The sequence below is a fragment of the Flavobacterium kingsejongi genome (genome assembly GCF_003076475.1).
Taxonomy (GTDB): domain Bacteria; phylum Bacteroidota; class Bacteroidia; order Flavobacteriales; family Flavobacteriaceae; genus Flavobacterium; species Flavobacterium kingsejongi.
This window is the reverse complement of sequence record NZ_CP020919.1, coordinates 2,716,462-2,739,261: the sequence shown is the minus strand read 5'-3', so window position 1 is coordinate 2,739,261 and position 22,800 is coordinate 2,716,462. Positions and strand designations below refer to the sequence as shown.

The 22,800-nt window shown below is 40.2% G+C and carries 23 protein-coding genes; 11 read left to right on the top strand and 12 right to left on the bottom strand.

Going from position 1 to position 22,800, the window contains the following annotated elements; all coding sequences use genetic code 11:
- The first annotated feature begins 253 nt into the window (after positions 1-253).
- A complete protein-coding gene (locus FK004_RS12125) occupies positions 254-1,258 on the top strand; it encodes an LLM class flavin-dependent oxidoreductase (RefSeq protein ID WP_108737488.1) in 1,005 nt (334 codons plus the stop codon).
- Between the two features lie 90 nt (positions 1,259-1,348).
- On the opposite strand, the gene FK004_RS12120 is transcribed toward FK004_RS12125, so the two are convergent.
- Positions 1,349-1,897: a type 1 glutamine amidotransferase domain-containing protein gene (locus tag FK004_RS12120; protein WP_108737487.1), complete on the bottom strand. Its 549-nt coding sequence runs from the start codon at positions 1,895-1,897 to the stop codon at positions 1,349-1,351.
- Positions 1,898-2,019: 122 nt separating this feature from the next.
- Positions 2,020-2,637: an N-acetylmuramoyl-L-alanine amidase family protein gene (locus tag FK004_RS12115; RefSeq protein ID WP_108737486.1), complete on the bottom strand. Its 618-nt coding sequence runs from the start codon at positions 2,635-2,637 to the stop codon at positions 2,020-2,022.
- Positions 2,638-2,909: 272 nt separating this feature from the next.
- Here FK004_RS12115 and FK004_RS12110 point away from each other — a divergent pair, with 272 nt between their 5' ends.
- Positions 2,910-3,725 carry a 2,3,4,5-tetrahydropyridine-2,6-dicarboxylate N-succinyltransferase gene (locus FK004_RS12110; protein WP_108737485.1) on the top strand — a complete coding sequence of 272 codons (816 nt, stop codon included), beginning with the start codon at positions 2,910-2,912 and terminating at the stop codon, positions 3,723-3,725.
- A 67-nt stretch (positions 3,726-3,792) separates the two neighbouring features.
- Here the strand turns inward: FK004_RS12110 and FK004_RS12105 are convergent, their stop codons facing one another.
- Positions 3,793-4,551, bottom strand: a complete 759-nt coding sequence (locus FK004_RS12105; RefSeq protein WP_108737484.1) for a lipopolysaccharide kinase InaA family protein — start codon at positions 4,549-4,551, stop codon at positions 3,793-3,795.
- A gap of 59 nt (positions 4,552-4,610) precedes the next feature.
- Here FK004_RS12105 and FK004_RS12100 point away from each other — a divergent pair, with 59 nt between their 5' ends.
- On the top strand, positions 4,611-5,681 hold the full coding sequence (locus FK004_RS12100) for a glycosyltransferase family 9 protein (RefSeq protein ID WP_108737483.1): 1,071 nt from the start codon (positions 4,611-4,613) through the stop codon (positions 5,679-5,681).
- Between the two features lie 3 nt (positions 5,682-5,684).
- Here the strand turns inward: FK004_RS12100 and FK004_RS12095 are convergent, their stop codons facing one another.
- The gene (locus FK004_RS12095) at positions 5,685-6,506 is read right to left on the bottom strand and encodes a glycosyltransferase family 2 protein (RefSeq protein WP_170108556.1); all 822 of its coding nucleotides are present in this window, start codon (positions 6,504-6,506) and stop codon (positions 5,685-5,687) included.
- Between the two features lie 52 nt (positions 6,507-6,558).
- On the opposite strand from FK004_RS12095, the gene FK004_RS12090 reads away from it, so the two are divergent.
- The gene (locus tag FK004_RS12090; protein ID WP_108737482.1) at positions 6,559-7,296 is read left to right on the top strand and encodes a glycosyltransferase family 2 protein; all 738 of its coding nucleotides are present in this window, start codon (positions 6,559-6,561) and stop codon (positions 7,294-7,296) included.
- On the opposite strand, the gene FK004_RS12085 is transcribed toward FK004_RS12090, so the two are convergent.
- Entirely contained in the window at positions 7,288-8,001 is a 714-nt protein-coding gene (locus FK004_RS12085; RefSeq protein ID WP_108737481.1) for a polysaccharide deacetylase family protein, read from the bottom strand. The two genes, FK004_RS12090 and FK004_RS12085, sit on opposite strands and share 9 nt — an antisense overlap.
- A 63-nt stretch (positions 8,002-8,064) precedes the next feature.
- Between FK004_RS12085 and FK004_RS12080 the strand changes: the two genes are divergently transcribed.
- The gene (locus FK004_RS12080) at positions 8,065-8,832 is read left to right on the top strand and encodes a glycosyltransferase family 2 protein (RefSeq protein ID WP_108737480.1); all 768 of its coding nucleotides are present in this window, start codon (positions 8,065-8,067) and stop codon (positions 8,830-8,832) included.
- Positions 8,833-8,838: 6 nt separating this feature from the next.
- Positions 8,839-9,909 (top strand): glycosyltransferase family 4 protein, encoded by a 1,071-nt coding sequence (locus FK004_RS12075; protein WP_108737479.1) that lies wholly within the window; start codon positions 8,839-8,841, stop codon positions 9,907-9,909.
- 5 nt (positions 9,910-9,914) lie between these two features.
- Here the strand turns inward: FK004_RS12075 and FK004_RS12070 are convergent, their stop codons facing one another.
- From FK004_RS12070 to FK004_RS12040, 7 genes are all read right to left on the bottom strand, one after another.
- A complete protein-coding gene (locus FK004_RS12070) occupies positions 9,915-10,826 on the bottom strand; it encodes a hypothetical protein (protein ID WP_108737478.1) in 912 nt (303 codons plus the stop codon).
- A gap of 251 nt (positions 10,827-11,077) precedes the next feature.
- Positions 11,078-11,917: a glycosyltransferase family 2 protein gene (locus FK004_RS12065; protein ID WP_108737477.1), complete on the bottom strand. Its 840-nt coding sequence runs from the start codon at positions 11,915-11,917 to the stop codon at positions 11,078-11,080.
- Positions 11,918-11,924: 7 nt separating this feature from the next.
- Positions 11,925-12,848, bottom strand: coding sequence for a GDP-L-fucose synthase (gene fcl / locus FK004_RS12060; protein WP_108737476.1), 924 nt, complete (start codon positions 12,846-12,848; stop codon positions 11,925-11,927).
- 1 nt (position 12,849) lies between these two features.
- Positions 12,850-13,938 (bottom strand): GDP-mannose 4,6-dehydratase, encoded by a 1,089-nt coding sequence (gene gmd, locus FK004_RS12055; protein ID WP_108738831.1) that lies wholly within the window; start codon positions 13,936-13,938, stop codon positions 12,850-12,852.
- Between the two features lie 108 nt (positions 13,939-14,046).
- Complete coding sequence (locus tag FK004_RS12050) at positions 14,047-14,991, bottom strand: FkbM family methyltransferase (protein ID WP_157956092.1); 945 nt, start codon at positions 14,989-14,991, stop codon at positions 14,047-14,049.
- Between the two features lie 23 nt (positions 14,992-15,014).
- The gene (locus FK004_RS12045) at positions 15,015-15,860 is read right to left on the bottom strand and encodes a glycosyltransferase family 2 protein (RefSeq protein WP_108737474.1); all 846 of its coding nucleotides are present in this window, start codon (positions 15,858-15,860) and stop codon (positions 15,015-15,017) included.
- 233 nt (positions 15,861-16,093) lie between these two features.
- Entirely contained in the window at positions 16,094-17,224 is a 1,131-nt protein-coding gene (locus FK004_RS12040) for a glycosyltransferase family 4 protein (RefSeq protein WP_227871601.1), read from the bottom strand.
- 266 nt (positions 17,225-17,490) lie between these two features.
- Here FK004_RS12040 and FK004_RS12035 point away from each other — a divergent pair, with 266 nt between their 5' ends.
- The 5 genes from FK004_RS12035 (at position 17,491) to FK004_RS12015 (ending at position 22,799) form a co-directional block, all read left to right on the top strand.
- A complete protein-coding gene (locus FK004_RS12035; RefSeq protein WP_108737473.1) occupies positions 17,491-17,883 on the top strand; it encodes a sugar 3,4-ketoisomerase in 393 nt (130 codons plus the stop codon).
- A gap of 51 nt (positions 17,884-17,934) precedes the next feature.
- A complete protein-coding gene (locus FK004_RS12030) occupies positions 17,935-18,495 on the top strand; it encodes an L-threonylcarbamoyladenylate synthase (RefSeq protein WP_108737472.1) in 561 nt (186 codons plus the stop codon).
- Between the two features lie 30 nt (positions 18,496-18,525).
- A complete protein-coding gene (locus FK004_RS12025; protein WP_108737471.1) occupies positions 18,526-19,956 on the top strand; it encodes a CCA tRNA nucleotidyltransferase in 1,431 nt (476 codons plus the stop codon).
- Positions 19,957-19,970: 14 nt separating this feature from the next.
- Positions 19,971-21,002, top strand: coding sequence for a COX15/CtaA family protein (locus FK004_RS12020; protein WP_108737470.1), 1,032 nt, complete (start codon positions 19,971-19,973; stop codon positions 21,000-21,002).
- A gap of 93 nt (positions 21,003-21,095) precedes the next feature.
- Positions 21,096-22,799 (top strand): S41 family peptidase, encoded by a 1,704-nt coding sequence (locus FK004_RS12015; protein ID WP_108737469.1) that lies wholly within the window; start codon positions 21,096-21,098, stop codon positions 22,797-22,799.
- Position 22,800: the final 1 nt, after the last annotated feature.

The following is a 22,800-nucleotide window of genomic DNA, read 5'->3' as shown; positions in this document are numbered from 1 at the left end:
GATTTTTTTACCCCAAAATTACCAAACTGCAAAAACAGTATTCTTTTGAAACTATAGGATACAAAAAACAAATAACTTTTCTTTTCGGGTGTTAAAACAAAAAACAATTCACTATTCGCTGCATCCATCTCCTCAATAAGCGCAATATAATAACGGATAAGAAATTTACTTCGTAACTTTACGTTACTCCAAATGACACTAAGTGTCATAAGAAACTGCAATTTAGGAGTATAATCATAGACCGTAAATCACAATGAGAAATATTAAACTAAGCGTCCTGGATCAATCCCAGGTAAAAAGAGGCGGCACTGCAAAAGAGGCCCTGGAACAATCGGGTGAATTAGTACAGCTGGCCGAAGCACTGGGTTTTACCCGTTATTGGGTATCCGAACACCATAACTTTAAAATGGTAGCCGGAAGTGCCCCGGAAGTGTTGATTCCATACCTCGCAGGCAAAACAAATACAATTAAAATAGGGTCAGGCGGTATTATGCTCCCGAACCATAGTGCTTTAAAAGTCGCTGAGAATTTTGGGCTTTTGGAAACCCTCTATCCGGGTCGTATTGACCTGGGGATTGGAAGGGCTCCGGGCGGCGATCGCTTATCCTCCCACCTGTTAAATCCTGCAAACAATTTCAGCGAAAAAGATTTTATGCAGCAGTTGGTCGATGTACAGGCTTTCCTGAGAGGTGATGAATTACCCGATACCATCCATGAAAAAGTAAAGTCCTATCCAAGGCCGGAACAAATTCCTAACCTGTGGATTTTAACCTCCAGCGGCGATAGCGCACAGTTTGCGGCACATTTTGGAATGGCACTTTCTTTTGCCCATTTTATCAATCCAGAAGGTGGCCCGGATGTTGTTGAATTTTACCGCCATAATTTCAAACCATCGCCAGAACGGCAGACTCCGGAAGTCAATATGGGGATTTTCGCCTTTTGTTCTGAAGATAAGGAGAAAATACAACAATGGATTACAGAATTCGATTACCGGATGCTGCATATTGAATCCGGTGCTACCGGTGACCTTCCTTCCTATGAAGAAATTATGAGTATCAAATACAGCTTGGCACAAAAAGCAAGGATAGCCTATAACAGAGGCCGTTTTGTCGCCGGGACTCCGGAAGAGGTACAACGTAAATTCCTGAAACTGGCCGATCAATACGATATCGAGGAAATCATGGTAGCCACTATGGCCGAAAACTTCGAAGACCGTAAGGAATCCTATCGCCTACTGGCACAAATTTTCCCTCAGTAATTTAGGCTACATAAAAAACTCCCGGTTCCAAATTGGAAACGGGAGTTTTAAAAAGCAGATTGATTCAGCTACTGTTGAATCTAAATTGAATTAATCATGCTGTAGTTCATGCTTGCCTTCTTTTATTTCTTCGACCATTTTATCGTTAAATGCCGGAAGGTCGTTCGGATTCCTACTGGTCACAAATCCTTCATCGACCACAACTTCCTGGTCTACCCAATGGGCACCTGCATTCTCCAAATCTTTACGGATGGAAAAGAAAGATGTCATCTTACGGCCGTCGACCACTTCTGCATTGATTAATATTTGTGGCCCGTGGCAGATTGCGGCTACCGGTTTTTTAGCAGTAAAGAAATCCTTTACAAACTGCACTGCCTTATCGCTTCTGCGGAGCGCATCCGGATTGACCACACCACCGGGAAGTACCAGTGCATGATAATCATTAGCCGTAACTTCATCCAGAGTTTTATCCACTTTATATTCGTTCGTCCATTCGTTATTGACTTCTGCACGAATTGTTCCCGGTTTCAGGCTGACAATATGAGCGGTCCATCCTTCTTTTTCCAGCCGTTCTTTCGGTGATTTTAATTCACTTTCCTCAAATCCGCTGGTGGCTAAAATTGCAATTTTCTTACTCATAACATTAATTTTTTAAAGTTTAATAATTTGGTTCTTATAAAATTACAAATACCATTTCCGAACGATTCAATCATCATATTAAACTTATACTAATCTTTGTTAAGAGCTGTTAACGCGTTCAATTAGCGTATAGCCTGGATATAATCCAAAATTGCATTTGAAATTTCATCCTGCCCATCAGTAGAACTTAGGATAGCTTTATCCTTGGCATTTGATAAATAACCAAGATCCAGGTGTAATGCAGGAGTATTTACATTTTTTAAAATATAGAATGAGGCTTCTTTAATGGGTGCTATCTGCCAGTTTTTATTTTCTGACAATTTATTTTTTAACTGATTGGCATAAGCCGTTGATTCCTTATAATGGCTGGAATCGGTATAGGTATAGATTCCCATTCCCGATGATGCGACATCCTTATCCGAACTCACATGTAGGGAAATAAGTAAATTGGCATCCAGACTATTCACGAACTGGACCCTATCTTTAAGATCCATAAAAGTATCGCCGTTACGGGTCACATAAATTTCAATGTTCTGATCTTTATTCATCAGCTTTATTTTTTGTGCTATGGCTTCCGTAATATCTTTTTCAGTAGCTTGTCCTGTTTTTGCACCATAATCCCGGCCGCCATGTCCGGCATCAATGATCACGCGAAAAGGCTTAACAGGAATTTGCGGTATTGTAAAAGCAAAAGACAATACAATAGCGAAAGCCAACATTACTTTAATTTGTTTTTTCATAAGGTTAAGTTTGGGGTTAGTACGGTTTAAATTTTATAACGATAAAGGAAACAATTATAGTATTGAAATACGGTCAATTAAAACTCTAAAATAACGAAATAAAACGCCAAAAAGCAGCACAACCGTTAATAGGACAACAACAAGGCCTCCATAAAGCAGGATATCATAAAAAAGCTTTAATTTGTTGGATTTTGCATAACCGCTGGTCATTTCCAACAGCCGATACTTTATATATGAAAAATGGTTTTATCTTTGCCCAAAATCTAATTAGCATGAAAAATCTACAAACTATTATAGAAGCGGCCTGGCAAGACAGGGCTTTGCTTCAGGAAACGACAACAACTACTGCTATTCGCGAAGTGATCGACCTGATCGATGCAGGGACATTGCGCGTGGCTGAGCCGGTTGCCGATGGATGGCAGGTAAACGAATGGGTAAAAAAAGCCGTTGTTCTTTATTTTCCAATTCAAAAAATGGAAACGCTGGAAGCTGGTATATTTGAATACCATGATAAAATGCCTTTAAAAAGGGGATATGCTGCCAAAGGAATCCGTGTTGTACCGAATGCTGTTGCCCGACATGGTGCATTTATCGCCAGCGGAGTAATCCTGATGCCGAGTTACGTTAACATTGGTGCCTATGTAGATGAAGGAACTATGGTAGATACCTGGGCGACTGTAGGCAGCTGTGCACAGATTGGTAAAAATGTACATCTGAGCGGTGGTGTTGGTATTGGTGGTGTTTTGGAACCATTACAAGCTGCTCCGGTAATTATAGAGGATGGTGCTTTCATCGGTTCCCGTTGTATTGTCGTTGAAGGCGTACGCGTTGAAAAAGAAGCCGTATTGGGTGCCAATGTATGCCTCACCGCATCGACCAAAATTATCGATGTTACTGGTGACACTCCTGTAGAAATGAAAGGTGTTGTACCGGCCCGTTCGGTGGTAATCCCGGGAAGTTATACGAAAAAATTTGCCGCTGGCGAATTCCAGGTTCCTTGTGCCCTGATTATTGGTAAACGTAAAGCGTCTACAGATTTAAAAACCTCCTTAAATAATGCGCTTCGCGAATACGACGTCGCTGTTTAATATGAAATACAAAAAGGGGAATTGCAGTACAATTCCCCTTTTTTATGCAGGGTTCCCAATGGAATCCTTATTTTTTCAGTTTGCGTTTCAGCCATTTCTTTTTGGTAATCCGGCGTTTGAAGGCTATTGTTTTTTCCAAAAGGATACACTGTAGCTGCTCCGGGTCTTCCCCACTCAGCGCTGCATATTTACGGGCGATTATTTTAACCATCGTTTTGGACAACCACAATTTCTTAAAATTATCCATCCGTTGTGCAATAGATAAATCTTCAAATGTCATTCGGTTCAGGTCGATCAGGTAGAAATCATACTGCCCTTCCCCCCTTTTCACAATAAGCGTATTTCCCGGGGAATGATCGAGAAAATTAATCCTGTTTTCATGCATCCGGAATGTAAATTCCGTGAATTGTTCCAGGATCAGGTCGCGGTCTTTCCATAACGGATCGTGGATCAGCTCCCGGAAAGTAAAGTCATAATTGATTTGTGCGCAGATATAATAACTGCTTTGAAGTGTAAAAGCTGTTTTTTCTTCAATATAAGCGATCGGTTTCGGGGTCCGTATTCCGGCTTTTAAAAGCCGCACCGCATAATCAAAAGAGCGCTTAGCTTTGGATTCCCGAAAGAAATTATAAACGACAGCATTAAAAGCGCCCGGTTTCTTAAAATACTTGATATTAACCTGTTGCCCCTGGAAGGTATTCGATTTTATAATATTCCGTGACCCCTTAACAATCAGTTCCCCTTCGTCATGAAAATTATCCGTCAGTTGCAGGAGGGATGTTTTTTCATCTGAATATTCGGGAAGTGTATGAATGTTGACCGGCATAGCTAAATTTTGGCTTAAAAGTAGAAAAAAAATATTACTTTGCGGTAACAAATTTTACTATGAAGAAAGTCCTGATTATCCAAAATAAACGCATTGGCGATGTACTGATAAGTTCTATCATTGCAACCAATTACAAGCTAAAATATCCAGACAGTGAGATTCATTTCCTGGCATATGATTTTACGCATGGCGTTATTGAAAATAATCCGAATATCGATAAAATCATTTCGATCAAAGACAAAGAGCTTAAAAAATTACCCAATTTGTGGAAACTGATCCAGTCAATACGCAAAGAGAAATACGATGTGATTTTTGATCCCTATTCCAAAATGCAAAGCCGACTCATCAGTAAGTTTTCAAATGCTATCCAAACCATCGGACACAAAAGCCGTAAGAAATTAGGAAATCTGGGGTATTACACCAATCCGGTAGCGATTGCAAAAGAAAAAACTAAAATCTGTGGAAAGGCAATCGAAGACCGTATCCACCTGTTACAGGAATCGGAGCGCTTTGACACGATTGATTACGAGCCAAAAATATTCCTGACCGAAGCCGAAAAACAGGACACTACGTTAGCGCCTTTTAAAAATAAGAAAATCATCATGTTAGGTATTTTAGGCAGTACGCCACAAAAATCCATGCCCTACCCTTATATTGCCGCCCTTGTAGATTTTATTGCCGAACAATATGATGTAAACCTGTTGTTTAACTATGCGCCACATCAAAAAGAGGACGCACAGAAAATCTATGCGCTTTGTAAAAACCAAAAGCATATCATCACCGGGATTTACGCCCAAAATATCCGTGAATTTTGTGTGTTGATGAATCAGTGTGACGCCTTGGTTTCGAATGAAGGCGGAACGGTCCACATTGCAAAAGCATTGCATAAACCTACTTTTACGATCTTTTCACCTTATGTGAATAAAGACCACTGGGCCAGTTTTGAAGATGGAAAGTTCCATCATTCGGTTCATCTTTTGGAAATGAAACCCAACCTTTTTGATAATTTTACGTTTGAAGAACGCAAGAAAATTGAAAAGAATCCAGATGCCCTTTACCAGGAACTCACTCCGGAACTGATTATCCCAGAGCTGGATGCCTTTTTGAAATATAACCTTAAAGAAGCGTAAGCCTTATTTTTTTATAATACCAAAATCCGTCCATTTTTTCTTCTGGTCTTTGGTTTCTTTGCGGATATTCCGGTTCTTATTAATGGATTCCGGTGTTGCATAACCTCTCGGATGGTCGAGGTGCAGGCACACAGTGCTGTAGCGGATTTGTTTCGGTGCGATACCAGCATTCACCAGGCGTTCCCCTAATTCACGATCCTGGCCACCGTATTGCATTCTTTCGTCAAAACCATTCACTGCGAGGATATCTGTTTTCCAGCCCGAAGCATTATGCCCGTTCCAGCTTGGTGTCGTAGGGGTCAGGAAATTCAAGATCGAACTTGTAATCCCCGTCGCATCTACTTTATTATTTTTGAATGACGTTGCCATCCCATGTTTTTTAAGCCATGAAACGTCAAAACACCTTCCGGAATAAATATCTTCTTTGGTAATGTCTTTGGATAACTGCAAAGGCAATTTATGGTAACCTCCGGAAAGGAAGTAGCCTTCTTCCCTGAATTTAATATGCTGCTCTACAAAATCAGGCCGTGGAATGCAGTCCCCGTCTGACATCATGATATAATCGGTCGTACAGGCGACGATGGATTTATTGAGGATTTGCGATTTCTGAAAACCGTTATCTTCATGCCATACATGGATTATAGGATAAAAAACCTCTTTTTTCAGGGTTTCAATCAGGTCAAAAGTATCCTGTTTCGAACCGTCATCGGCAATGACCATTTCAAAATTCCGGTACGTCTGCGTATTATAGCCCCACAAAACTTTTTTGAGCCATTCAGTTGAATTATAGGTACTGATTATAATCGAAATATTCTTCTGCATCATTCCGCAAAGATAATTATTTTTTGTTAGTTTTGTCTTCACTAAAAAATTTGGAATGACAAAATTATCGGTAATTATCCCCACCTACAATGAGGATTCCTATATTGAAGATGCACTAAAATCAGTGGCTTTTGCCGACCAGATTATTGTAGTAGATTCTTTCAGTACCGATACTACCAAAGCCAAAGCACTCGCTGCAGGATGTACTGTCCTGGAGCGCAAATTCGATAATTTCTCCAGCCAGAAAAACTATGCTATTGCAGCCGCTACCGGAGACTGGGTATTATTTATCGATGCTGATGAACGGGTTACCGAAAAATTAAAGTTTGAAATACAGCAAACTATAAATGCTCCAAAACATGCCGGCTATAAAATAAAGTTCCCTCATTTTTACATGAACCGTTTTCTGTATCATAAGGTGGATAAAGTAGTTCGCCTGGTTAAAAATGACGGCATTGTTTTTCAGGGCGATGTACACGAGAAGCTACTGGTAAAAGGCAGCATTGGACAATTGCAAAATTTCATGATCCATTATACCTATAAAGGGCTGTTTCATTTTTTACAGAAGAAAGACTCCTATGCATGGTTCCAGGCCAATACCGCTTTTCAGAAACGTAAAAAAGTGACTTTCTTTCATTTGGCTTTTAAGCCATTTTACCGTTTTTTCAGTTCCTATATCCTCAAACGCGGCTTTTTGGATGGTGTACCCGGATTGGCTGTTGCTGCGGTAAATGCCTATGGTGTTTTTTCGCGCTATGCCAAGTTGCTCTTACTGCAAAAAGGGCTAAAATAATTTCAGCTTACCAAATTTTAGCTTAAGCCTGAATTTCAAAAAGCTATCCTCTCCTTTAACATCAATACGCTGTACTTCAAAAGTATTTTTAAAGGGAAACTTATTCCTTCTATTGCCAATCTTTAACCCGAATTTGATATTATTTTTTTTTAGGAGTTCCTGAAAACGACTTTTCTGCGGTTCCTTTTTGGGATAATTCCCATACGGAAATGCCAATGCCGGATAAACCTTCAATCCATTTGCTGCAATGATACGCTCACTTTCGTCAAAATCTTCCTGTATTTCGGCATCCGATAATTTAGCATAATGGCGGTGTCGCGAAGAATGATACCCAAACTCAATCAGGCTGGGATCAATTGCCTGTAGCTCGGAGAGTGTCATAATCTTTTCGGCTCCCTTATTCCATTCATCCGTTTTACCCAGATAGTAAAAAGGAATAAAAAAAGTAGCTTTCAATCCGTATTTCTTTAATAAAGGGACAGCATGCAGGAATTGATTTGTGGTAACATCATCAAAAGTAATCACTATGGATTTCGGCGGAAGCGCAATACGGTTTTCCAATTCAGAAAAGTGAAAAGTCGTGTAGTTATTTTCTGAAAAATACCTAAATTGCTCCTCGAGTTTTACTGTAGAAATCGTTAGCCTGAAGCTTTTATTTTTGTCTTCAGAAACATTATGATACATTAAAACGGGAAGGGATGCCATCAGGTAATTTTTAAAAAAGTTATAAATGTAAAATTATTACATTTGCCTATTATATTTAATGTTATGTCCAAAAATAATTCGAGTCCTAAAATAACAGCTTTAGCCATCACTTTTAATGAAGCACAGAATGTTAGAAGGTATGTAGAAAGTTTAGCATTTGCCGACGAGATTATTTTCGTGGATTCCTTCAGTACCGACGCTACAGTCACACTGGCCAAAGAACTAAATGTAACTGTGATCCAGAAGACGTTCCATAACTTTTCAGAACAGCGGAATTTCGCCATTTCAAAGGCACAAAACGACTGGATTCTTTTTTTCGACCTTGATGAAATTATAAGCCCCGAACTGCAAACTGAAATCCTTGCCACAGTAGCCCAGACCCAAAATACCGTTGCCTATGCCATCAAAAGGAATTTTTATTTCATGGGAAAGCACATCCGTTTCGGTGGTTGGCAAACTGATACTGTAATCCGGCTGTTCCATAAAGGTTTTTGCCAATACAAAGGACTGGTGCACGAAACGGTAACCGTAAATGGAAAAATAGGGCATTTAAAACAAAAAGCAGATCACTTCAGCTATACCAGTTTCGATAATTACAATACAAAACTCAGTAATTACAGCAAATTGCAGGCTGAGACATTATACGCAAAAAGAAAAAGACCGAATGCCTATCACTTTTTTATCAGGCCGGCCTACCGCTTTACGTGGCAATACCTATATCGTCTCGGAATCCTGGATGGTAAAGAAGGGTTTGTATTGGCCTACGTTCATTCTTTTTCTGTTTTTAAACGGTATTTACAACTTTGGATGAAATATCGAAAAATTGACTAACGCCCCATGAAGAAAATATTTTTAGAATCTCATAATATCGATAACCGGGCATCAGGACTTGGCACATTTAACCAGGAATTAGTTAAGGCTTTTGCTGAAATCAATCCCAATGACCTGCAACTTATCCTGAACTCGAAACATCCGGAAAGATTGCAACAGCAATACGGGCCTCTTTTTCAATACCATAAATACAGTAGCCTGCAGCGGCATCCTATTTTTCGCATCAGAAAAAAACACGACCTGTGGCACTCCCTCAATCAGAACACTAAAATAGAACCTTACCGTACGTCAAAATACCTGTTGACCGTACATGATGTAAATTTTGTCGAAGAGATTTCCAGTGACATGCAGCACCGGAATAACAAGCTTTTTATCGCCAAACTGAAACGATCGGATGCGATAACCTATATTTCCGAATTCGCCCGCAAGCAAACCCATCAGTATTTTGATGTCCCCAAAGTACCGGAATATATCATTCACAATGGCAATCCTATTACTACCATCCTTGACACCCAGGATTACAGCACATCAATCCCAACGGATCGCCCTTTTATTTACAGCATTGGTGATTTCCAGGAGCGTAAAAATTTCCTCTCACTGGTAAAAATGATTGCCCTTATGCCGGACGTTAATCTGGTCCTGTCGGGAAATGACAGCCATGAATATGGTAACGTGATTAAGGAATATATCAGGGACAACAAATTGGAAGATAAAGTCTTCCTCACCGGAAAAGTAGATGAAGCAGGAAAACAATTTTTCTTGCAGCACTGCCTTGCATTCGCCTTTCCATCAATTCGCGAAGGATTTGGGCTCCCTCCTATTGAAGCGATGCGTTTTGGAAAACCGGTTTTTTTATCGAATTATACCTCATTACCCGAAATTGGCGGTGAACATGCATACTATTGGGACAATTTTGACCCGGAATACATGAAAGAAATAGTAGTGCAGGGGCTGAATCATTTCAACCAGAACGAAGCGATAGTGAGTCAGAAAATGAAAGAAAGAGCTGCTTTTTTTGATTGGAAAAAAGCAGCCTCTGAATATTTAAATGTTTACCGTTTCGTTTTAGAACGCTAACCGTTTTATTTGATCTTGAAATTAGGGTTAAAAAATGGCTTCTTTCCCATTTTAAATACCTTAAGGTGCTTGAACCATTGCCCGAAGTTTTTCTTCCAAAGGAATACTTGGGTCACATTCACACAATCAATCTCATTAAAGTGCTGTTTCAGCTCTTGTATGTTCTTGGTAGGCAAATAACCCAACTCTTTCCATTGTGTAGCATCAAGGTAAAAAACATCCTTGATTTCATGGTAGTTGTGCTTATCCGCTTTCAGCCATTTCTCCAGGAACGTTTTATTTAGTTCGTCATTATGCCCCCAATTCTTCAGCTTGTACCGCAAATCAGCTTCAGTACGGGCCAACGATTCATGCAGGACCAGATTATCGGTATAGATGATCCGTTCTTTACTTTGGCGCGCATATTTGTAATTGGGGTAATTGGTCGCCAGCAATACTTTGGATGCGTTTTTTACATACAGTAAGCCATCGTCCAGGTACTTATAAACATCAAGGTGGAACCCTGAAATTTGTACCGGATTACGCTCCGGATGATCCAGAAAATGGTCGTGTTTTTTTAAATCGCGGACATACTTCCCAAAATCAATAAAATACTCATCGCTATCGACCTGGATCAGCCAATTGCCAATACCCATCTTTAAAGACAACAAATGCCTTTCGCGCGTATCATTTTCAATCGCCGTAAGCTCCGGAACGAAAAAATTATCGCTATAGAATTCTATTTTATGGTCAACATCAAACGCTTTGATCCACTCAAAAAAGGAAGGATCCACTTCAAATTTATTTCCGGTCCAGGTTCTTAGCTCCTGGTCCATCGCAATAAAAATTCTATCAGCATCCTTATATACAGGCGGAAGGGAAAGCTTTATCTTATCGTAGTCATAGGATAAAAGGAAACCTACGTGAATTTTCTTCATATTCTTATATCTCTTATTCTTCAACTAAATTAGCCCGCTACAGAAGGCGCGCAAAAGTATTGATTTTATTGTTTTAAACCCGCGAATTTGTTAAAAAATATCGCGTTACCAATTCCAATTTACCCATAATTGGAGGAACAATCATAGCTTTTACAATAAATTTATAATAAGAATATGCTATTCTTAACGAAAGTTCTTAAAAGTGACCGTGTGCCGTAAAGACTCCAATTAATTCCCGAAACAATTCTTATTTACGATTCCGTATCTGCTGTCCTGGATTTTTTAGGCAGCAGTGCGGTCAGGAAGCTTAACATCCCCTTTAGTACTTTCCACGCTATAGGATATTCCTTAATATGAAATACCTGGCCTATACGCTTGGAATTGAGTTCGGCTACCCTTTTATAATCTTCGATGAATAAAGGAAAATATTTTTCAAAAGTCTGTTGTTTCTCTTTTCTGGAAACGGCATCATACTGGTTTGTAGAAGAGATCCCCGTATAATCATAATTACTGATGAGGCAATTCAGGTATTTGTAAGGTACATTTTGATGGCAGATAGTATAAATAAAAAATTCCCAGTCGGCTACAATTTTATAGCTTTCATTGTACAGGAAGTGATCAAAAAATAATTGCCTTTTAATAAAGGTAGATTGGTGGTTGATGCAGCTCGAATAGAAAAAGGAAAATGACAGTTTTTCCGGAAATGTTTTTCTTCTTTTGGAGTTGGTTTTCAGCATAAAGGTATCGCCATAATAAATACCATGGTCGGCTGTCAATTGCCCTGAAACCGTAGCCAGTACATTCTCATCATAAAAGGTATCCCGGCTATTCATAAAAATCAAGAAATCACCTTTGGCAGCGAGAATCCCTTTGTTCATGGCATTATAAATCCCTTTATCCGGTTCGCTGATCCAATAATCGATTTTATCGGCATAGTGTTCAATCAGCTCTTTGCTCCCATCCGAACTTGCACCATCGATCACGATGAATTCAAAATCAGCATTCTTCTGATTCGTTACATTCTGAAGTGTTTTTTCAAGCCCTTCTTTGTCATTATAATTTATGGTAATAACCGATATTTTCTGTGCCATGCCTGTATTATGATAAAAATTTCTCTGAATATACTTGTTGGATTCCCTGTTCTAAGGCAATATTAAATTTCCAGCCCAAATTTTCCAATTTCGTCACATCCATTAATTTTCTTGGGGTACCGTCTGGTTTAGTCGTATCAAAAACGATAGCTCCGGTATAGCCCACAATTTTCTTCACCAGTTCTGCAAGGCCTTTAATCGAAATTTCAATTCCGGTACCAATATTTACAAATCCTTTGGCATCATATTGCTCCATCAGGTACACACATGCATCTGCCATATCAGAAGCATGAAGGAATTCACGCAATGGTGTTCCCGTTCCCCATACTGTTACTGTAGGATCACCAGCAATTTTAGCCTCGTGGAATTTACGAAGCAAGGCAGGAAGCACATGGGAATTCTGCAAATCATAATTATCGTTGAATCCGTATAAGTTAGTTGGCATAACGGAAATAAAATTGCAACCATATTGATCGCGGTAGGCATCGCACATCTTAATCCCGGCGATTTTAGCAATCGCATACGGTTCATTAGTTTCTTCCAACAAACCTGTCAACAGCGATTCTTCTTTCAAAGGCTGTGGCGCCAGTTTAGGATAAATACAGGAAGATCCTAAAAACATCAGTTTGGTCACATTATTCCGATAACTCTCATGAATAACATTGCTTTGAATCATTATGTTTTCATACAGAAAATCAGCCCTGTAGGTATTATTGGCAACGATCCCTCCTACTTTGGCAGCCGCCAGGAAAACATATTCCGGTTTTTCCGCTTCAAAAAAAGCAGCAGTTTGCTGTTGGTCAATCAGGTTGAGCGTTTCAGAGGTACGGGTGATGATATTGGTGTATCCTTTTTGCTGTAAATTGGCAAGGATAGCACTTCCTACCATACCACGGTGCCCGGCAACATATATTTTGGAATTAAGTTCCATATTATTTAAAATCTTTAAAGAATTTTTCTTTTTTAAACAAGTGCAAATCAGCTTCCATCATTTCCTGTACCAGCATTTGCAGTGTATACTTTGGTTCCCAGCCTAAAACTGTACGTGCCTTGGTATTATCTCCAATAAGTAAGTCTACTTCGGTTGGACGAAAATACACCGGATCAATTTGTATTACTACCTGTCCCGGACGGAAAGCATAATCGGGATTAGAAGACGATTTTACGGTAGCCACTTCGGTCACACCTTCTCCTTCAAATTCCAGCACCACACCTACTTCATCAAAACACATACGGATAAAATCACGTACGGTAGTAGTAACGCCAGTCGAGATTACAAAATCTTCGGGTTTATCCTGTTGTAAAATACGCCACATAGCTTCTACATAATCTTTCGCATGACCCCAGTCGCGTTGTGAATCAATATTACCCATATATAAGGTATCCTGCATTCCCAAAGCCATCTGAGCGACACCTCTTGTTATTTTACGGGTTACGAAGGTTTCTCCACGTCTTGGACTCTCGTGGTTGAATAATATTCCGTTGCAGGCAAACATCCCATACGCTTCACGATAGTTTACAGTAATCCAGTAAGCATACATTTTAGCTACCGCATAAGGAGAACGCGGATAAAAAGGTGTTGTTTCCTTTTGTGGTACTTCCTGTACCAAACCATACAGCTCTGAAGTGGAAGCTTGGTAAATTTTAGTTTTTTCTGTCAGTCCGAGTAATCGTACAGCATCCAGAATACGCAATGTTCCTATTCCGTCAGCATTAGCAGTATATTCCGGCATGTCAAAACTTACTTTTACATGGCTCATCGCTCCCAAATTGTAAATTTCATCGGGTTGTGTTTCCTGTATAATTCGTATGATATTGGTAGAATCTCCCAAATCACCATAATGCAGCCTAAAATGTTGGTCATCAATGTGTGGATCTTCATAGATGTGGTCAATCCTTTGGGTGTTAAATAAAGAACTTCTTCTTTTTATACCATGCACCATATATCCCTTTGACAATAGCAATTCTGCCAAATAGGCTCCATCTTGTCCGGTAACTCCTGTTATTAAGGCTGTTTTCATTTTATTTTTATGCTTCAATTTGATGATGATGTACTCCATCATACACGATTAATCAATGTGCAAAATTACATTTTATTATGCAATCATCCTGCAGTTGTACTCCTGCTATTATTTAAGGTACTGTTGTAACTGTTCTTTTACAAAATCTTCATCTGCTTTTCGATAGGCCAAAACATCCAGGTGATAAATAGTCGATTTCTTATTGTGAAGCTGTGTTCTTTTCATGTAGTCCGACAGGCCGATGATCACATCGACGTCACTCGTTTGCAGGATATGGGTCCCAAAATTATCAAATACACAAAAACGATCGTAACCGTTTTCCTGTAATCCCAATATTGCTTTTTTATATTTTAAAGTACGTTCGCTACGGCCCGGATCCGAAAATCCAATATTGTTCAGGAAGGTCTGGAATTCAAAAAATACAAATCGGGCGTGTTGTGGTACAGCTCCGTCTGCAATCGCCTCACAATACGAATTCAGGACATCCCAGTCAAATCCGTCGGTATCCACTTTTAGCATATCAATGCTTTTAGCAGCATTTTCCGGTACACGTTCGATCAATTGGGCAAAAGATAGGGAATTGCTCTCTGTGCTTTCTGTTGTTTTTACCATCGATCCAGTCCTGGAGTTTTTGCTTTTGTCGATTTGGAAATTTCCTTTTTCGGTAGATATAAAATTCTGCACCAGCAAAAAACGATCCTGTAAATTATTAAGGTCGATGTTATTCTGGCATTCGGCACCAAAATCGATATCGGGCTCTACACCCACCACAAATGCTGTTGTGTTCTTTTCGAAAATACTGATTGCTGTATCCCCGACATTCGCACCGATATCAATAATCAGCCCATTTAAGGTTGAGCAGATCTGTGGTAAAAACTGATCATAGAGTGGATAATCTTTTCGGTAACTGCCTAAAGGATTGGATTTATCAATTTGTAAAATATAATCCCCAAATTCTATTTGCTTTTTAGAGCTTGTAATAGAATGCAGCAATGAATTATTTTCCGTCTTATTTATGCTTTGGGGCGCAAAGAATTTTAATATATTTTTCAAATTTTTTCTGTTACGGAAAATGGCTATCCCGGATTGTATTTATCATTTTTTTTGAAGCTGGGCAGAAAAATCAAAACAAAATCCATAAACCATTTTATGAACCGCCATCCTACAACATGCTCTTTTATATACAGCAGTTGTCGGACCCTTTTTGAATTTAACTGATTCATTACCTGATAATCTCCATGAAAAAGAGGAAAGAATTTTTCGATCGTTTTTTGCCTTTCTTCATAGTAAGTATCAAGGTTTTTGGGGTCAGCTGAGATACCCGAAAAATCATAGTAACAAATAAACGAATTTGTATGTAAATATGAAACGCTTTTATGGCAAATTGTGTAGATAAAAAATTCCCAGTCCGAACATATTTTATATTCCTCATTATAAAAGAAATGTTCATGGAACAATTCACGCCTGATAAAGCTCGCCTGATGGTTGATCCCAAAGTTCATCATATAGTGAAAGGAAAGTTCTACAGGTGGTGTTTCCTCCCTTCGGTATCCGGTAGCGTTAAAGTAAACTGAATTACCGTAGATGATATTATTCTCGGCAGTAAAATGACATTTTGTATTTTCAAGCACGTTATCCTTATAGAAATAATCGCCGCTATTCATGAAAATAATAAAATCCCCGGTAGCTTGACGTATTCCTTTATTCATCGCATTGTATACGCCATTGTCCGTTTCGGAAACCCAGTAGTCTACCCGAGGGCAATTTTCTATTAGCGCCACTTCTGCTGCATCGCTTCCACCATCAATTACAATATATTCAAATTCCTGCCACGATTGATTTACAATGCTGTCAATTGTTTTTTTTAATCCTTCTTCGTTATTATAATTGATCGTTATGATCGAAAGTTTCAAATTCCCCATTACTTACTAATTTATTTCCCGGAATCAGAACGCTACAAAAACGGCTTCTTCCTTCAATTTACTATTATCTAAAGAATTACCATTTCGGTCTTTCTTTGTACAATATATAGATGCAATTTTCTATAAAAGGTTGAGAAAAAAAGTACTTTTTTTTCTCAACCTTTTGCTATAGTCATTGATATGTAATGTTTTACTCCTATAAAAAAATAATTTTTATGTTATGAATTTTCGATTTACTGTACTGCAGCCACTGCCGATTTATATACTTCCAGGCATTCTTTGGCCGCTTTTTCCCAAGTAAACGATTGTACACGCTCAAATCCCAGGCGACTGTATTTTTCCCGCAATTCAGGATTATAAACGAAACTCCTGACTTTGGCTGCCAGATCAGCTTTATTATCCAATTCATAATAAAGAACGGCTTCCTGCCCTACTTCCGGGAAACAGCTGTTATCTGTTAAGATGATCGGGCATTTATTGATCATCGCTTCCATGATTGGGATACCAAATCCTTCATAGATGGAAGGAAAGACAAAACAAAGCGCATTTTGATAATAGGCATTCAGCTCGTTATCGCTAAAATTCTGCTGGATTACTTTTTTGGTCAGTCCCAGGCTGCTGATATGTGCTTTTTCCTTGTCCCGGAATCCGTTGCCTCCGGCACATACCAGATACAATTCCGGATCCTCCAGCAACAGGTCTTTAATCGACTCCAGGAAGAAGGTGAAGTTTTTATAGTTTTCACGATTGCCTACAAACAGGATGTACTTTTCCGGTAATGCTGCCACCGGAACATCGTTTTTAGCATCGTGGGAATAGCCGTGATAGATAACCGTAATCTTATCCGGATCAATCTCCGGGAAAAACTTCAGGATATCCTTTTTCGTATTATTGGAAACCGCAATAATTTTTGTGGCACGCTGGATCAGCAGGCTCTTGCGTTCCGAATTTTTGTCCTCAGCACCAAAATAATGTGGGAATAATTCATGAATCATATCATATACAGTCAGCACATAAGGCTTATCCCCGATCTTGTCCAGGAAATAAGGATCATAATAAGTGGGTATAAAAAGATCATAAGGTTCTTTTTGCAATACCTTATCTACTACCGTCCGGTTTTCCCTTTTGAGCTTCCGGATGAACTTCCTCCTGAAAATATTGTTCTTAATAAAAAAACTGTATTTATTCATAAAAGGCGTGGCAGCGCATTCCTTGATGTGGAAATTATCTGTATACGTTAAAGGCAAAATCATTTCCACTTCACTGTTGCCCTGCAGATTTTTATATATCTCGGCATAATATTTTGATATCCCTCCGAATTTCTGATCGTTAAAAATCTGGGGATCTAAAATTATTCTAATCATAACGCTTCCTTCTTTAGCTATTCTATTATCATCTTAAACAGATTACAAATATATTTTTTTTTAGGGCACTGTCCTATTTCCATCCGGATATCAACTGTTGGCTTTGCCCTATACTGTTTGCCTTACAACACTACAGTGCTACAAACAGGAGTATTTCGGTCAAAAACACAGCCCTATTGGGAGCATCGGCAATAAAACTATTTGAAAAAGTCAAATAATGCGCTTTGTTTTATAACTTTACCCACAATAAAACGAGCCGATACTAAATGAATTCTGAAAAGCCCTACCTTATCTCATTTCCAAAAATTGGAGCCGCTTCACTGGGTTTTATCTCCATTGCCGAAAAGGAAAATCTTCCCTTTGTCCCAAAAAGGATTTATTGGACCTATGCTACTCCGCAGGAAGTAGAAAGAGGCAATCATTCCCATAAGGAACTGGAGCAATTACTGATAGCGGTTGCGGGTAAAATTAGTATCAAAACAGAATCCCTAAGTGGTGAAAAAGAGGATTTTGTACTGGACTCGCCAAATATGGGACTCTATCTTCCTAAAAGGCACTGGAGAACCATCACCTATTCTGAAAATGCCGTACAACTTTGTATCGCAAGTATGGAATACAATGAAGACGATTATATCCGGGAGTACAATGATTTTAAATAACGATTTTTTTCGATAAAAATTGTTGCCCTATTTTTAAAACACAATACAAAAATGAACGAAGAAATTCACAAAGCTTTTGAAGTCATCCAGAATGGCGGAATTATACTCTACCCAACAGATACCGTTTGGGGTATTGGCTGTGATGCTACAAATCCTGAAGCAATCGCCAAGATCTACAAGCTAAAAAAACGGGAAGAGTCCAAAAGCATGATCGTGCTGATGAACAATGAAAAGATGCTGTACAATGTTTTCAAAGAGATTCCGGAAGTAGCCTGGCAGATTCTGGATGTATCCGAATCCCCAACTACGCTTATCCTTGATAATCCGCGTAATGTAGCGCCTAATATTATTGCACCGGACAAAACCCTTGGTGTCCGCCTTGTGAAAGAACCCTTTTGTTTCAAACTGCTGGAACGCATGAAAAAACCATTGGTTTCCACTTCGGCCAATATCAGCGGGATGCCTACACCAAAATCTTTTAAAGAAATTAGCCCTGAGATTTTAAAAGGCGTAGACTATGTCGTAAATTTGGACCGTGATAAAGTTGCAGGTAAACCATCCGTGATCATCAAGCTATCCAGTGATGCACAGGTTAAAATCATTCGAAAATAAAAAATCCCGCAGCTTCTGATATAGTATATAATGAAAAACAAAACTTCATATAAAGAAGCTTTAAACAATACCATTTTTGAAGTGATCTCCCAGGCTTCCGGGGAATTAAAATTCGACACTTACGTCATTGGCGGATTTGTAAGAGATTATATCCTGGGCCGGGCGTCCAAAAAAGACATTGATATTGTAGCCGTAGGCAGCGGAATCGAACTGGCACTCAAAGTGTCCGAAATGCTGCCTAAAAAACCTAAAGTCCAGGTTTTTAAAACCTACGGTACCGCAATGCTAAAATACAAAGACATTGATATCGAGTTTGTAGGCGCCCGTAAGGAATCCTACAATTTCGACAGCCGTAATCCTATCGTCGAGAATGGCTCCTTACAGGACGACCAGAACCGTAGGGATTTCACCATCAATGCTCTGGCCATTTCACTCAACCAGCACGATTATGGTACCCTACTCGATCCTTTTGACGGTATTGAAGACCTGAAATCCAAACGCATTCGCACGCCGCTTAATCCGGACATCACTTATTCCGATGATCCGTTGCGCATGTTGCGGGCAATTCGCTTTGCGACTCAATTAGGCTTTACCATTGATGAAGAATCCCTGGAATCCATCAAAAGGAACAAAGACCGGATTAAAATTATCTCCGGTGAACGCATCGTCGATGAGCTGAATAAAATTCTGGAAACGCCAAAACCTTCTATAGGATTCCTGTTGCTCCACCGCACGGAATTGCTGCACATCCTGTTGCCGGAACTGACCGACCTCCAGGGCGTGGATGAAGCCGAAGGCAAAACCCATAAAGACAATTTCTACCATACGCTGGAAGTGGTCGATAATATCGCACCCAATACTGATGACGTATGGCTCCGTTGGGCGGCATTGCTGCACGACATTGGTAAAGCACCGACCAAAAGGCACCATCCTAAAAATGGCTGGTCATTTCACGGACATGAGTTCGTAGGCGGCAAAATGGTCAAAAAACTGTTTGAAAGGCTGCACATGCCGTTAAACCAAAAGATGAAATTCGTCCAAAAGATGGTTTCCATGAGTTCGCGCCCTATCGTCCTGTCCCAGGATCTCGTAACCGATTCTGCCGTACGCAGGCTCGTTTTTGACGCCGGGGAAGATATCGAGAACCTCATGACCTTGTGTGAAGCGGATATTACGACTAAGAATCCGTCGAAATTCAAGAAATACCACAATAACTTTAAAATCGTTCGCCAGAAGATCGTCGAAGTCGAAGAGCGGGATCATGTACGCAATTTCCAGCCGCCTATCAGTGGCGAAGAGATCATGGCCATCTTCAACATCAAGCCCTCACGGGAGATTGGAATCCTGAAAGAGGCTATCAAAGAAGCCATATTGGAAGGGGAAATTCCGAACGAATACCAGCCGGCCTACGACTATATGATGCAACGGGCGGCTAAATTAGGCCTGAAAATCGAAAACTAAACCTGAATTGCTTTATGAAAAAATATTTTACCTCCATTACAAAAACAGCTTTAGTACTGGTATACCTGGTCATTGTTGCCGGAGCACTGGTGCGCATGACGGGTTCCGGAATGGGATGCCCGGACTGGCCAAAATGTTTTGGGTATTATATTCCGCCTACCGATGTGATCGAACTCACCTGGCTCCCCAATCGGGAATTTGACAAAGGGCAGGTTATTATTAAAGACGAAACTTTACTGGTGGCCAAAGACCATTTTACGACAGCCGATACCTTTGATGCTTCCCACTGGGAACGCTATACCAAACACGATTATGCCATCTTCAATCCCCTGCATACCTGGGTCGAATACATCAACCGCCTTTGTGGTGCTGTAGCCGGGATCGCGGTATTTGCTATGGCAATCGCCTCCTTTTCATTCTGGAAACAGAAAAAAGCGATTGTTTTCCTCTCGTGGCTTTCCGTTTTTATGATGGGATTCCAGGCCTGGCTGGGTGCTACCGTAGTCTATTCCGTGCTCAATCCGATTAAAATTACCGTTCACATGGTCATGGCACTTGTTATTGTTGCCGTCATCCTATACATATTAAAACTGGCCAAACCAGCCGGGAATACCTATCCTAAAGATGCCCTGTTTAAAAACCTGCTCATCATTTCGCTCGCACTCACACTTATTCAGGTAGTCCTGGGTACTCAGGTACGTCAGTTTGTCGACGAGCAAATCAAACTGGTAGGTTATAATACTTCCTTATGGCTGGAACACCCTTTGGTTGCATTCTACTTCCACCGTACCTTCTCTGTGCTGGTCTTTTTGATCAACGTGGCGATACTGGTGCGCAACCGGAAACTGAATCTGGGCTTCTCCAAAACCGTTTGGGTTTTGGTACTGCTGGTACTTGAAATTGTTTCGGGGATTGCTATGTATTACCTGGATTTCCCTTTTGGAAGCCAGACTACCCATTTGGTCATTGCCTCCCTGTTGTTTGGGATACAGTTTTACCTGATACTCGAAAGCAGGCAGCAAAATCCGGTGGTGGCACATCCTTAAGATATACCTCCTATATTCTCATAAAATCAGTAGCAAAGCTGTGGTTATTTTTATTATTTTAGGCCAAAAATTACGATTCCCTAAAATACTACTATGAACCCTAACAGACTCTTGCTACTTTTTTTGTTGATATGCACCACTGCCAGCTTCTCGCAAAAGAAAAAATCCCTTTCCGATACAGAATTACAAACGATAGCTAAAACCTGGGGACTGATCAAATACTATCACCCTTTGGTATCCCGCGGAAAGATCGATGCCGATTCGCTATTGCTTACTGCCTTAGCACAGCAACAACCGGCTAAAAAAACCATTGCCAACTGGATTGCCTTTTTGGATACCCGGTCCAAAAGCAGCAATATTCCGGCCGAACCCAAAAACGTTTGCAATGACCCCGACAACCGGAACTTTGATACCCGCTGGATTCAAACCGATAAAAACCTCGACAACACCCAGAAGAAATTCCTGAACGGGATCGTCACCGCTTCCAGCGCACCGGGTACCTACTACAGCCAGGACAAGGACAATATCCGCTACTACGGGAAAAGAGAAAAAGTATACAAGGAAAAAGCTTTAGAAGAAAATTACCGCTTGCTAACCCTGTTCCGGGCCTGGAATGCTATTGAATATTTTGCCCCATATAAATATGTGATTTCCAAAAAATGGGATACCGTATTATTAGAATTCATTCCCAAGTTCCGCCAGGCTACCGATCAAAAAAGCTATGACCAGGTAGTAATGGAATTCTCCGGAGCACTGGAAGATACCCATTCCGAAATCAACCCAAGGCCTAATGCTTCTATTTTGGGTACCTATGGCGCACCGTTTACCTTCCACATGGCCGAACATAAAATGGTGGTGACCAAACCTATCGATGCCGAAAAATGCAAGGCCTATGGTATTGCCTATGGCGATGTGATTGTGAGCATCGATAAAGAACCGGTAACCAGGATCATTGCCCGGATGTCCAAATACTTTTCAGCTTCCAATCCTGCAATACAGGAACGCGATGCCTTTAAATATCTTTTTTATGGCCCTGAAGGGAGCTTTACCATCCAGGGATACGACGTCAATAATAAGCCTTTTGACAAAACCATTGCGCGTATCGACCGTAGTTCCCAGGTGTGGTTTGAAGATGGCCTTCCGGACAATCCACTTATCTACAGGGATGAAGCCACCCAAAAGATCGTCTATTCCAAACGTTATGATGATGGGATTGGCTATATTGATTTTGGGATGTTACAAGCCCAGGATATCGATAGCCTGATCACTGTAATGAAAGATACCAAAGCCATCATCTTTGATCTCCGAAATTACAACGACAACTATCAATTGCTTAAAATATTAGGGTTCCTGTTGCCAGAACCGGCCTGGTTCGGGATTAGTACCAAAGTAGATTTTACCCAGCCGGGGAAATTCTGCTACCAGGATTTTATCATCCGTGAAGATTACAAGTACATCGGTAAAAAGAATCCAAATGCCTATACCGGGAAAGTCTATGTGCTCATTAATGAAGAAACGCAGAGTGTCCAGGAAATGTGGTCCATGATCTTTAAAAAAGTACCTGACGTAACCTTTGTGGGAAGCCAGACTGCCGGAGCCGATGGAAACAAAACCCCAATCCTGCTGGCAGATGGACGTGAGCTCATTTTTTCCGGTGTCGGGATCTTTTACCCGGACAAAACGCCAACCCAAAAAATCGGTATTGTGCCGGATGTGGTAGTAAAGCCTACTGTTTCCGACCTTCAAAATCATAAAGATCCCGTATTGGATAAGGCCTTAGCCATCATTCGTAAATAAT

Coding starts and splice junctions, on each gene's coding strand:
- FK004_RS12125 (WP_108737488.1), top strand. CDS start 254: ATGAGAAATATTAAACTAAGCGTCCTGGATCAATCCCAGGTAAAAAGA.
- FK004_RS12120 (WP_108737487.1), bottom strand. CDS start 1,897: ATGAGTAAGAAAATTGCAATTTTAGCCACCAGCGGATTTGAGGAAAGT.
- FK004_RS12115 (WP_108737486.1), bottom strand. CDS start 2,637: ATGAAAAAACAAATTAAAGTAATGTTGGCTTTCGCTATTGTATTGTCT.
- FK004_RS12110 (WP_108737485.1), top strand. CDS start 2,910: ATGAAAAATCTACAAACTATTATAGAAGCGGCCTGGCAAGACAGGGCT.
- FK004_RS12105 (WP_108737484.1), bottom strand. CDS start 4,551: ATGCCGGTCAACATTCATACACTTCCCGAATATTCAGATGAAAAAACA.
- FK004_RS12100 (WP_108737483.1), top strand. CDS start 4,611: ATGAAGAAAGTCCTGATTATCCAAAATAAACGCATTGGCGATGTACTG.
- FK004_RS12095 (WP_170108556.1), bottom strand. CDS start 6,506: ATGATGCAGAAGAATATTTCGATTATAATCAGTACCTATAATTCAACT.
- FK004_RS12090 (WP_108737482.1), top strand. CDS start 6,559: ATGACAAAATTATCGGTAATTATCCCCACCTACAATGAGGATTCCTAT.
- FK004_RS12085 (WP_108737481.1), bottom strand. CDS start 8,001: ATGGCATCCCTTCCCGTTTTAATGTATCATAATGTTTCTGAAGACAAA.
- FK004_RS12080 (WP_108737480.1), top strand. CDS start 8,065: ATGTCCAAAAATAATTCGAGTCCTAAAATAACAGCTTTAGCCATCACT.
- FK004_RS12075 (WP_108737479.1), top strand. CDS start 8,839: ATGAAGAAAATATTTTTAGAATCTCATAATATCGATAACCGGGCATCA.
- FK004_RS12070 (WP_108737478.1), bottom strand. CDS start 10,826: ATGAAGAAAATTCACGTAGGTTTCCTTTTATCCTATGACTACGATAAG.
- FK004_RS12065 (WP_108737477.1), bottom strand. CDS start 11,917: ATGGCACAGAAAATATCGGTTATTACCATAAATTATAATGACAAAGAA.
- fcl (WP_108737476.1), bottom strand. CDS start 12,848: ATGGAACTTAATTCCAAAATATATGTTGCCGGGCACCGTGGTATGGTA.
- gmd (WP_108738831.1), bottom strand. CDS start 13,938: ATGAAAACAGCCTTAATAACAGGAGTTACCGGACAAGATGGAGCCTAT.
- FK004_RS12045 (WP_108737474.1), bottom strand. CDS start 15,860: ATGGGGAATTTGAAACTTTCGATCATAACGATCAATTATAATAACGAA.
- FK004_RS12040 (WP_227871601.1), bottom strand. CDS start 17,224: ATGATTAGAATAATTTTAGATCCCCAGATTTTTAACGATCAGAAATTC.
- FK004_RS12035 (WP_108737473.1), top strand. CDS start 17,491: ATGAATTCTGAAAAGCCCTACCTTATCTCATTTCCAAAAATTGGAGCC.
- FK004_RS12030 (WP_108737472.1), top strand. CDS start 17,935: ATGAACGAAGAAATTCACAAAGCTTTTGAAGTCATCCAGAATGGCGGA.
- FK004_RS12025 (WP_108737471.1), top strand. CDS start 18,526: ATGAAAAACAAAACTTCATATAAAGAAGCTTTAAACAATACCATTTTT.
- FK004_RS12020 (WP_108737470.1), top strand. CDS start 19,971: ATGAAAAAATATTTTACCTCCATTACAAAAACAGCTTTAGTACTGGTA.
- FK004_RS12015 (WP_108737469.1), top strand. CDS start 21,096: ATGAACCCTAACAGACTCTTGCTACTTTTTTTGTTGATATGCACCACT.